The 11,085-nt window shown below is 42.3% G+C and carries 11 protein-coding genes and 1 tRNA gene; 4 read left to right on the top strand and 8 right to left on the bottom strand.

Going from position 1 to position 11,085, the window contains the following annotated elements; all coding sequences use genetic code 11:
• Positions 1 to 222 precede the first annotated feature (222 nt).
• Together GQS64_RS04070 and GQS64_RS04065 are read left to right on the top strand one after the other, a co-directional pair.
• Positions 223 to 296 (top strand) — tRNA-Gln (locus GQS64_RS04070).
• Positions 297 to 692: 396 nt separating this feature from the next.
• Complete coding sequence (locus GQS64_RS04065) at positions 693 to 944, top strand: hypothetical protein (protein ID WP_077991099.1); 252 nt, start codon at positions 693 to 695, stop codon at positions 942 to 944.
• 323 nt (positions 945 to 1,267) lie between these two features.
• Here the strand turns inward: GQS64_RS04065 and phnN are convergent, their stop codons facing one another.
• Positions 1,268 to 1,969 (bottom strand): phosphonate metabolism protein/1,5-bisphosphokinase (PRPP-forming) PhnN, encoded by a 702-nt coding sequence (gene phnN, locus GQS64_RS04060; RefSeq protein ID WP_198230698.1) that lies wholly within the window; start codon positions 1,967 to 1,969, stop codon positions 1,268 to 1,270.
• A gap of 221 nt (positions 1,970 to 2,190) precedes the next feature.
• On the opposite strand from phnN, the gene purU reads away from it, so the two are divergent.
• Both purU and GQS64_RS04050 read left to right on the top strand, forming a co-directional pair.
• Positions 2,191 to 3,075: a formyltetrahydrofolate deformylase gene (purU, locus tag GQS64_RS04055; protein WP_198230889.1), complete on the top strand. Its 885-nt coding sequence runs from the start codon at positions 2,191 to 2,193 to the stop codon at positions 3,073 to 3,075.
• A 525-nt stretch (positions 3,076 to 3,600) separates the two neighbouring features.
• Complete coding sequence (locus tag GQS64_RS04050) at positions 3,601 to 4,224, top strand: hypothetical protein (protein WP_198230697.1); 624 nt, start codon at positions 3,601 to 3,603, stop codon at positions 4,222 to 4,224.
• A 965-nt stretch (positions 4,225 to 5,189) separates the two neighbouring features.
• Here the strand turns inward: GQS64_RS04050 and fliQ are convergent.
• From fliQ to GQS64_RS04015, 7 genes are read right to left on the bottom strand one after another with little or no spacing between them, the layout of a single operon-like run.
• Entirely contained in the window at positions 5,190 to 5,456 is a 267-nt protein-coding gene (fliQ, locus tag GQS64_RS04045) for a flagellar biosynthesis protein FliQ (protein ID WP_077991086.1), read from the bottom strand.
• 22 nt (positions 5,457 to 5,478) lie between these two features.
• Positions 5,479 to 6,135, bottom strand: coding sequence for a flagellar hook assembly protein FlgD (flgD, locus tag GQS64_RS04040; protein ID WP_369805207.1), 657 nt, complete (start codon positions 6,133 to 6,135; stop codon positions 5,479 to 5,481).
• A gap of 16 nt (positions 6,136 to 6,151) precedes the next feature.
• On the bottom strand, positions 6,152 to 6,586 hold the full coding sequence (flbT, locus tag GQS64_RS04035; RefSeq protein WP_369805206.1) for a flagellar biosynthesis repressor FlbT: 435 nt from the start codon (positions 6,584 to 6,586) through the stop codon (positions 6,152 to 6,154).
• Positions 6,573 to 6,947, bottom strand: a complete 375-nt coding sequence (gene flaF / locus GQS64_RS04030; RefSeq protein WP_077991079.1) for a flagellar biosynthesis regulator FlaF — start codon at positions 6,945 to 6,947, stop codon at positions 6,573 to 6,575. The genes flbT and flaF overlap by 14 nt, the downstream gene beginning before the upstream one ends.
• 55 nt (positions 6,948 to 7,002) lie before the next feature.
• Complete coding sequence (locus GQS64_RS04025) at positions 7,003 to 8,094, bottom strand: flagellar hook-associated family protein (protein WP_198230696.1); 1,092 nt, start codon at positions 8,092 to 8,094, stop codon at positions 7,003 to 7,005.
• 7 nt (positions 8,095 to 8,101) lie between these two features.
• A complete protein-coding gene (gene flgK, locus GQS64_RS04020; protein WP_198230695.1) occupies positions 8,102 to 9,457 on the bottom strand; it encodes a flagellar hook-associated protein FlgK in 1,356 nt (451 codons plus the stop codon).
• Between the two features lie 59 nt (positions 9,458 to 9,516).
• The gene (locus GQS64_RS04015) at positions 9,517 to 10,863 is read right to left on the bottom strand and encodes a flagellar hook protein FlgE (RefSeq protein WP_198230694.1); all 1,347 of its coding nucleotides are present in this window, start codon (positions 10,861 to 10,863) and stop codon (positions 9,517 to 9,519) included.
• Positions 10,864 to 11,085: the final 222 nt, after the last annotated feature.

Raw genomic sequence — 11,085 nt, 5'->3', positions numbered from 1 at the left:
AGACGCCCTTCTTCATTTTTTTAAAAATTGCAAGATTGTCGATTGATGATGTGTTTGAAAAAAGATACCGGATTTTCCGGCAATGCATCCCGCTTGTTGTTGATGGCAAGTTTTCGCCGATCGAGAGATTGTTGACCCGCAAAATTATTTTCTCAAGTTTAGGCTTGTATCTTGAACTGGATATGTTAAAAGCCATGCTGTTCTCGCTTGAAGCAGAAATGCTGGGGAATAGTTTAACGGTAGAACTGCGGACTCTGACTCCGTCAGTCCTGGTTCGAATCCAGGTTCCCCAGCCAATATTTCCTTTTAAAACTTGACTTTTCGAGCGTTCCACAGCTTTACGGTTCAACATTTTGCGGAAGTGGTTAGACAGTTTTCAGAACAATAATCTGCGGTTTATGCATTATCTGCGGCTTATGCATCACTTGTCGGAATTGTCGAATTTTCACCCTTGAATTTTGAAGTCTTCAACCATTTTTTCGAGCGAGACGCCAATTTCGTAAATGGTATTTGAAGAGGCTCTGGAACAACCACTATTCTCATTTATTGATGCGCTTTTCCAAAATGAACGGTAAATTGCCGCAGTTGAAATTTGCTCCATTTACTTATCTAATAAAAAAATGGGCTAATCTTGCAGTCTACCCACTTTGACCACACATCTAAACGGACGAAAGAATACAGGAAATTTTACAATGACCAATGACGATAAGCACAAACATGTAAAAGTAGTAGACGTTGAAAAAATCGACGAACAGGATGACGAAAAAAATGGTCCGGTCGATACGGTTGATATTTTTGATGACGTGACCGGCGAAGATAATGGTGAATTCCGCCCACGCAACAAAAGGCAGGAAGATATAGAAAATCCCTTGAGTGACGAGGACAGAGATGTCGTCGGTGAAAATCTGTTTACCAGTGAACCGGATAAAGGCGAGCCGGAATAACCGGTTCGATTTGTCGGGCATTAAACTTCCGGCATCGGGGCGGAGGCCTGTCTAACGCCTCCAATTCCCCGCGGGGATTTTTCCGGAAATAATTTTTCTGCAATTTTCAGGATATTAATCGACATCAGGGCGAGAACCCGCTTATCCCGATGATTCAACCTGACGCGTGATAGTGACATCGGTTTGCGGCGGGAAAAAGTTGCGAAAAATACCGGTCATTGCCATTTCAATAACTTATGGCAAAACGGCATTTTCTTTCAAAAGAGTTTTTGACAATAAAAGGCTTGCATCAGAAACTATACGAGAAAAACAAAAAGGTTATTTTATCTATTTTTGCTTGACCTCGCCTTATCGGAAATATCGGGTATTTTTCCGGCTGCCAAAGTTTCAAGAACCGATAGCAATTTATCAACCGCGTGCTGCAAATTGTCGGAGTTATCAATATAGCAATACCCCGCCCCTACAGGCAAATGGATTGCCACATTCGCACGCCCCAATCTTTCTTTTATATCCTCCGCTTGCTCTCTGTTTCGCATGATGAGTCGTTTTCTTAAAATTGAAATGTCCGCATTGACTTCCACAACAAAAATACGTCCGAACATCTGTTTTGCCGCTTCCAGATATTCACGGGAAATATTTGCTATGACAATTTTGCCCCGTTTAATATTATCGGCAATATTCTTCGGCAAACCGTAATGAATTCCATGAGCAAACCATTCCATGGAAAATGCATGGTTTTTTGATAGCTTCAAAAATTCGTCTTCCGAAACGGCTATATTGTCTTCATTGCCTATGTTTATCTTGGTTCCGGCTTGTAGAGCTTCGCCGGATATTCCCGCTTTTCGTGTAATTGTTCGACGTACAAACAAAAAATCGGGTTGATCTTTCACAATCTTACGGACAGCATTGATGATTGTGTCTTTTCCCGCACCACTCGGTCCGACAACCGCCACAAACCACCCTGTATTTTTACTTGAAGACAAATTGGATACGCCTGAAAGACTTAAAATTTCCCGTTCCATCATGCGAGGGAATTTCCGATATTTTATATCGTTAAGGCGACAATTTCCATGTTATTTCAACAAACGCTCGAAAAAAGATAATGAAAAAAGAGAGGGTTCTGTCATTCATGGAAAAAACAAAAATAACCTTATATTCATAATCTCTACTTAAAGACGAGAGTAACCAACTTCCAAATCGTTGAAATATTCAAAACCGGCTGATAGGAAACCTTGATTAAATGACAATGTCGAGCTTTGTGTTAACTGTAGTTTGTCCTGCAAAGCGGGGTATAGTCGCCGCTATTTCTACATTTTTGGCAAAAAACACGTGTAATATTGTCAATAGTTCCCAGTTTGACGACCCGATTTCGGGAAAATTTTTCTGTCGCATCGGTTTTGATAGCGAAGGCGGAAAAAATATTCATGACCTTGAACAAAGCTTCCAGCCTATTGCGCGGGAATTTTCGATGGACGCCCATTTCTTCGATTCGAGCGAACGCATGAAAGTGCTCATCATGGTTTCCAAGTTCGGACATTGTCTGAACGACTTGCTTTACCGCTGGAGAATAGGTGCGCTGCCGATTGACATCGTCGGGGTCATTTCCAACCATCTTGATTATCAGAAATTGGTTGTCAATAATGACCTGCCTTTTTACCATATTCCTGTCCACAAAGACCGCAAACAGGAATCCGAAGATCGCCTGTTTGAAATCATCACCGAAACACATACCGAATTGGTGGTGCTTGCCCGTTACATGCAAATCCTGTCAGATCGCTTATGCAAAGAAATGTCCGGACAGATTATTAACATTCACCATTCTTTTTTACCGAGTTTCAAGGGCGCTAATCCCTATAAGCAAGCCTTTCAACGCGGTGTAAAGATAATCGGTGCAACCGCACATTACGTAACAGCCGATCTTGATGAAGGACCGATAATCGAGCAGGATATTGTTCGTGTCACACATGCACAGAATGCCGACGATTATGTTGCACTTGGTAGAGATGTCGAAGCTCAAGTTTTAGCACGGGCAATTCACGCACATATCCATCATCGTGTTTTCATCAACGACAATCGCACCGTCGTATTTCCGGCCACTCCTGGAAGTTATGCTTCCGAACGTATGGGGTGATAATGGTCGCAAACCGGTTTACTGCCGTCTCGACATCAATTTTCAAAACACATTCGGGGCGACTAAAATAATCATTATACGGGCAAATCTAAATATACGAACAATAGCGTTAAGATATTCGCCTATAATAGATCGGGAAAAATTGTTTTGAATAGCAAGATAAAGCACGATATAATATCCTGATTAAATGAATACAATTTTTAACGGTTTGTATTGTCATTTAGCAACAGGGGATTGGCTTATTGCTGACCGACCGCATTTGATTCTTTTATTTCTTCATAAAAACGGGAATTACTAAGAATTCTTGCTTTTTTCCGTAAAATAGAATATGATGCCAAATAGGCTTATGAGAAGCTCGAAACGGAACAAGAAAAATCATGAAGATTGGAGCTTGTTGATAGTTTTTGGAGAGTAATTATGCAACCGGTTGATGCTACATCAGGCACCCGTTCGTTGACGACAGTGCAAGTAGCGGTGCCATCAACTAAGACGGCTCGGACCGACTCGGTTGTGGAGCAAATTCCTATGGTCGAACCGCGGCCGCATTATCCGATCTCTGCGAGTGTCGCTGAAATCATGGCTCATATTACCGAGCTGATAAAAGAACAGCAAACGGCGTCTCAAGAAGCCCTGCATCAGAAAAATCTTGAAGAAGCACGGGCCGAAATGGAGAAGCTTTTCGAGGCTGTCCAAAGGCAATCCGATGATGCTGTAAATAGTAACGAAGCAACTGACAGCTTGTCGAAAGCCGATGGCAAGAAAGTTAAAGGGATTGATGGTCAAACAATCAAGGTTCCTGATAATGAAGACAATAAAGTAATGTCATTCGATAATACGGGTGATGTTACAAATACGGATGGAACAACAGACGATCGTCTTGCCAAGGGCGTTCATGCAGATAATAGTGGCAAAATAAATGATACAAAGACGACGTCGAAAAACAACGGACGTTTGCCGCATTTGCCTTCGGATGTAAAAGCTGCCGATAAAAAGAATAGCAGTGTAGGAACTGATAGCGCATCTCATGATGCTTTACAAAATTTGCCGGATAACGCCGGAAATGTGGAAGCCGGTTCGGGAAATTCTGACTATCAGCCTGAAATTGATAACAATGTCGTCAAGAACGACACATTGAAGGAAAATATTTAATTTCCTTAAAAATAACGACTGAATGAGCCTGATAAATATGGAAATAATTGCTATAGGCGTTATTTCCATTTTTAATTTTTTGCCTAATCCTATTTAGCTGCACGTTTACTAAATTTTCCTGAAATCGTTCCCTCGAATACTGCTTGAAATCTCATCCCTCTAACAAATATAATAATCAAGATGGGTTACGCCCGCTTATAAAACTTTAGAGAAAAATTGCATTCTGTTATTGTCTTCAGTTAAAAAAATGATTTTTTGAACAATTTTTTATTTATGATTGTCTTTTTATTTGAAATATTTGAATAGTGTTTTTAAATTTTTTTTAAAAATTATTCTTATTTCTGACTATATCGGATATAAATAAATTCAAATTGTGTGTCGATTTTTATCAAAACCGCATTGCTCAAACGTCAGCATAGATAGCGGATTACAATATTTATATTGGTGAAAACTATAAATTAGCTAAAGAGGGATTCTCCTTCGGTTTATTTCATTCCGAATTATCAAATTTATATAGATAAAATCGCTCGATAATATTGATAACACCTCATTATGGAATAGAGACCGGATAGTCAGTTACCATTATACCGGTAGAAAATACGTGTAACCATTACAACATCTTGACAGTAATAGTAATCATTTCCACTCCGGTTTTCTCACCCATTCCGGTTTTCTCGCTCATTGAAGACCGGTTGCCGTTCAAGACCATCCACGGAAATTGGTTAGAAAATCTACATCGAGACGGGCGTTGCCAAGAGAGAAGTTATCCAACTTACAGAACGACATCAAAACGGCCGACAGCATAAAGAAAGCTGAAAGCGGATCCAACTCAATCAATGTTTTCCGTTTGTTTGTCGCGCCAATATTACCGACCGGATTGCCCGAATAGCAACCATTTCCGGTTCTACCCAAAAAATTGAAACCATTGAAGCCATTGCAATAGTTCAAGTTTCAACCAATCGGAATTAGAAACTGGTTTCAATACGTCCATAAACAAGTTGGGTAAATGAATAGATTTGGCCGCCTACAAATGAAGCGGTCAAAGCAAGAACCACAAAAATCACAACGATTTTAGGAATAAAAGTTAACGTCATTTCCTGAATTTGCGTCAAAGCCTGAAATAGAGCGATAACAATGCCGATTGCCATAGCCGCACCAACGGCTGGACCGCTTGCTACCAAAACGGTCCATACTGCGGCTGTTACCATATCGACGGCATCGGCTTCATTCATTCTCAAGCTCCCGCAACAAAATTCAAGCTTGTTTCGGTTGACTATTCATGACCGTAACGCCGGGCCCGATAAGCAAGTCTTTTCCATTATCAAGTTTGGCGATCAAACCGTCGCTATAAATTGTAACCGACTGGACAGTACCGGAAGTTACAACGCCTTTTTCATCAGTATATGAAAGATATTTTCCAACATAACCTTCCGCACGGGAAATTGGCCCATCAACCATAATGTTCTTGAGCGATTGTGCCATTGTATCAAGCTTGGTATTTGTCTGCTGTTGCTGCTCGACAGCCGAAAAACTTGCCAATTGTGAAACAAATTCCGTCGAATCCATTGGTTTGGTCGGATCCTGATTTTTCATCTGGGCAATAAGCAACTTGATGAAAGTATTATAATCTGCATTCGGCGTCTTGGTAGTTGTACTGCTGCTTCCAGTGGTATTCTCGGAAGAAGTTGTACTACTCGTACCAGAAGTTGAAGACGTTGTTGATGTTGTCGAAGTATTTGTATTTGTCGAAGCATATGTATTTGTCTTCGACGTATTATCCATGTCGGATGCAGCTTGCGTTTCTGAAGCAAAGTTGGATGTGGCTGCGGCGGACTTTCCGGCAGCCGAATTGGTTGCCGGAGTATATTTCATAAGGCTTGATGTATTATTGTCTACAGCACTTATGGTCATGAACTTTCTCCTAACATCAGGCGGTTTTTTGTTCCTTTTCAACCGCAGGCTTTTTGCCCATTATGGTTGCTTCTCTGTCGAACAATCCGCGGATAACTTTCAAAACGTCAAAAATCTTGTCTTGTTCGGTCAAATCAATGCATTTGCGCAGGCCTTCCAGAATGATCGGATCATTGTAAGTGCGTAGCATTTTGCCAAGCATTTCAATGAAAATCATCACTGTCTTGTCGGCTGTATCGGGATCGATCAGCATCACCTGTGCAGTAAAATAAAGCTGCTTTAACGGTGTATTTGTATCTTCCGCCTGCATGACGTGAGCTTCAAGAAGGAAGGTTGCATCATTCAAAAGTTCCAGTGTAACCTTACGATCAGGGCGTAAAACAGCACCGTTCAAGTAAATCTTTTCATTCGGCCGCAACGTAATATGCATCGTTTTATCAGTCATTTTCACTCTTCTCCGGATTTGTAGCAAGACCGTCCCTGATGGATTCAGAGATTTCCACCAAAGCATCGAAGTCTGCTGTTTCCCCATTTTCCAATCTCTGAATTTCCTTCAAAATAAAGAAACCAATAGAAATCAGAGACGCCTTAAGCTCTGTCGGTAGTGCATTTTCCGCCAGCCCCAAGTCTTCAATCAAAATAATCCATAACTTACGTGTAAAAGCTACTGCTTCATAAGTTTCACGAGTTCCCGGCCCGGCTTTTTGGGCAGCACGTAGCATTTTTATACAACGATCGAACAGAATGCTTTCGCGCTCACGCGCTCCCATCTGATCGTCTTCCATTACATCTTCGTACCGCATCTGATACATCAAAATTCCCCAGATTTTACATCCGTATTATTCAACTTACCCCTAAAGGATTAAATTAAATATAATCAGCCAAAGTCATTTTAGCGATCCGGGCTGTCATAGTGTATGAAATTTGTAATACGTTCTGAAGCTGGATCATCTTCGCACTTGCTTCGCTCGGATCAGCACCAATCATGTCATTGCGTGTCTGGTTCAAAATACTGAGCTGTGCATTAATATGATTAGTGGCATTGGTGACGCGACTTTGCGAATTACCGAGATTGGACGCCGACGTAATAATCTCGTTAACAGCACTACCCGTCGATTGGTTATTCGAAGAAGCCCGTGCGCGATCGGAAATTGTCCCCTGAGCTGCCGAAGATAATCCGATATTACCGAACTCGGCCACAAGAATCATATTTTTCATAGCCTGACGGAAGCCCGCATCATTGGCGCTTGCCGAAATATCGGCATTTTCACCGCTGGGTGAAATGCGTCTCATCACTTCGCCATCTTTGGCACGTGAAAAATTTGTATTCCAACTCGGATCATCAAAAAGCTTACTGAATGGTCCATCGATGAAAGATTTCATGTCATCGGCAGAAATATTGGCCACCTGAGGATCATCCACGTTAAAGCCGAAATAATCTCTGAACGTATCTTGCACAATTTTGCTCGTGCCGGTATTGCTCCCCGCCTTATAATAATCGAACGGTGGCTGACTGGTATTGGTGCCGCCAAAGACATATTCACCATTATAGCTCGTATTCATCGCCGAGACGAAAGAGTCGAGCGCCGTTTGTGCAGCAGATTGCATGGTTGCCGGAGTTGCAGAAACACTGTCGCCCATCAGCGCTTTATTAAACTGGATAAGGCTACCACCGGGTTTATCCTTGCTGCTTGCTTCTACCAGACTTTGCAGAGCCGTTTGTGCCGAAGCCATACGCTGCGCTGCCAAATTGTTGCTATCTTTCAATCCTTGCAATGTTGAAATCTGATTTTCATTTTCAACAAAACGGCCCGTCTGACGACCAAGTTTCAAGCCGGGATCCCTGATCCGTTGTGTTGCGGCCTCATAACTTGCTTCATCAAGCTCTGACTGCGCTTGCGAGACAATCGAACGTTGCGAATTATTCAATACATAAGTAGAAATCGAGTTAATTTTCATTTCACACCTATCTTACCGCACTCATCAAGTCATCCAACATTTTGCCGACCGTCGTTATGATACGCGCAGTTGCTGAATAAGTCTGCTCTAATTGAAGCATCAGAGCCATTTCATCATCGGTATTTACGCCCGTTTCATTAGACAAAGCTTCGCCCGCACGGCTGAACATTGTGCTTTTATATTCGTTATCCGAAGTTGCGGACTGGCGTACGCCTTCCATCCATGACAAAGATTGCTTACTGTAAGACGTGATGCTTTGAGTATTATCAAGCCCTGTATCTTTACCGAAATTACGGGGTTTATCCAAATTGTCGATCAGTTTCTGAATATCGTTACCGAGCTTTTCCGGACCACCGTCAACCGTATTGCTATCAAATTCCGGATTAACGCTAATTCTACCCGCCGTTCCGGTAACGTTAGTTTCGTCACCTCCCTCGAATAGAGCGGGAGGCCCTTTAAAAATATCGGTCAGCGCATTTGCTATTTCATCAAGTTGTTTTTGATATTGCGGCGCAATTTCATCACGAACTTTCAGCAAACCGCCAAGCTTGCCAGAACCGTTAGGAGAATTAAAAGCATCATGCGAAAGAGGAACGCCATCAACAAGGACAGGGCTACCCGCTTTTCCTGCCACTAATGGTCCGCTTGGAGAATATGAAACCTGACGTGGTACCTTGTCATAAAGTGTGCTGTCATCCATGCCGTAGATCGACATTGAGCCATCAGGATGGGTAACAGTTGTTATACCTATTTCCTGAGACAATTCTTTCAGAATTGCATCACGTTGATCCATATAGGCATAGCCGTCGCGCCCCGACCCTTTTTCATTGGCAATTTCTTTTTCAACTTGCTGGAATTGCTTTAAAAGATCATTGATATGATCAACAGAATCCTTGATCTCGCTATCTGTGTCGGTGCGTATTTTATCAATTGCTTTGGAACCGGCATTCAAACTGTTGGCAAGATCTTTTGCCTTGTCAATAGCAGCGTCACCGGCTGTTCTTTGGCTTGGATTATTGGCGTAGAACTGCAAAGCTTTTTTGAAATCATCAAGCAAACGCGACGGAGAATTTTCAAAGTCGTTTGTACCGTAGATGTTCGAGAGCTGTGTTGCCCCGTCATTTATAGCCGCAGCCGCGGCCGATTGACTCGACTTGAGAAGGTAGTTTCCAAGAAGTTCGGGATTATCATCCCGAATAAGCTTGGAACTCACCATGCCATTAGCACCAGATAGGACATGGGTAGTGCGACGGGTATAGTTCGTGTCACGCGCACTACCAATATTCTGGGATACAACACTCATCTGTCCAGACGATGTCTTGAGTGAATTTCTTGCTGTAGAAAGTGCTGTACCTAGTGTCATTTTAGCCTTCTTTTATCTCATGTAATCGGCCATTTAGCCGGTTTCAAGTAAGGTTAGTCCTAACGCTTCAAATTGACAATAACATCCATTACTTCCGACCCCGTCTGGAACACTTTCGAGTTCGCAGTATAATTGCGCTGGGCTTCGATCATGTCTGTCAATTCATCACCGATATCGGCGTTTGACTCTTCCAACATACCACTTCTCAAAACGCCGAATGTACCTTCACCCGGATGACCAAATGTCTGCCCGCCAGCTTCCGGTACTGCCTGGAATACTGTTCCGGTAAGAGGAATAAGTGAGTCAGGCGCTGTCACTGTGGAAAGGCCAACGGTGCCGATTGTTCTTATCTGACTATTACTATAGCTGACCTGTATTTCGCCGTTTGTTCCAAAACTGAAGCCTTTATAAGTACCGGGGGCGTAACCATCTGCTTCGGCATCGAATGTGAAGTTGGCACCAATCTGTGTCAAACTTGTTCTCCCATCTTTATCCGGATTATAAAGATTAACCATTGTAGAAAAAGTTGTTACATTATTAGTACCTGCCTCTTTATTAACATTAGGCACGTCAAGACCAATTTTTGTGTCGAGATTGGGCTTAACAATGGTATTACCTTTGGAGTCAACAAGGCCTGCCAGATTTCCGTCTTTATCAAATTTAAGGCCAGTTATTACAGTTTGCGGTTTTCCGTCAGGTCCTAAAATGGTTTTCCCTTTTTGATCTTTAGTTGCCAAGGCTATACTCGTATCTCCAACATAGGTTTTTATTTCCCATGTATTATCATCTGTTTTTGTAAAATAAAAATCAACGTCTACAGCTGTGCCTTGTTCATCGTAAATTGTTTTAGATTTTTTAAAATTATAAGTGTCTTCCTTTTTGGGATCAAAATCTACTTTATTCTCGCCTGTTCTTTTGATTGCTTTTTTATCCGCCTGTAAGTTGGCGGTCAGGTTGATATTCTCGGTCACTTTACCTTGCATCAATTCACCCGCGCCACCTTTAATCATGACACGTTTGCCGGTTTCATCCAGCAGATAAAATCCTGCTGCATTTTGCAAATAGCCTTGACCATTTCTTTGGAAAGAACCGGCACGGGTTAGATACTCGGTTCCGGATTCATCTTGAACACGGAAAAAACCGTTACCTTCAAGCATGATATCGCCCGGTTTTCCTGTACCGCGCCCCGCACCCTGCATAGAAATATCATGGCGAACAGTTGTCGTGACACCACCGGACTGATAAGCATTACGTGTTGATGGCATAACCAGATCGGAAAACTGGGTATCCGTCCGTTTGTAGCCAGCCGTACTAACGTTAGCGACGTTATCTGCAACACCTGTCAGTCTGTTTGCCTGTGCGTTCATTCCTGCAACGCCGGTACGCATCATACCGTAAATACCCATTGTTATCTCCTTGAGTTGAGAACCATAGTTGCAACATAGAAGTGTTTCCTTGCGCGAAGCTGGCGTTATTACAGTTTTGAAGCAAGTTAGCTGATTGTTGGTGTCAAACCTGCCCATCAAAATGCTGCACTGAACCCGTTTTCCGGTTCAAATCAAACTGGCAACTCGAAACCAAGAATAGAACGCTGATCGGCTCATGTGTTTTTAACTTTATCAACCGAC

This window comes from Bartonella sp. P0282, assembly GCF_048452985.1.
GTDB classification, from domain to species: Bacteria; Pseudomonadota; Alphaproteobacteria; order Rhizobiales; family Rhizobiaceae; genus Bartonella; species Bartonella choladocola.
This window is presented reverse-complemented; position numbering and strand designations above follow the sequence as displayed.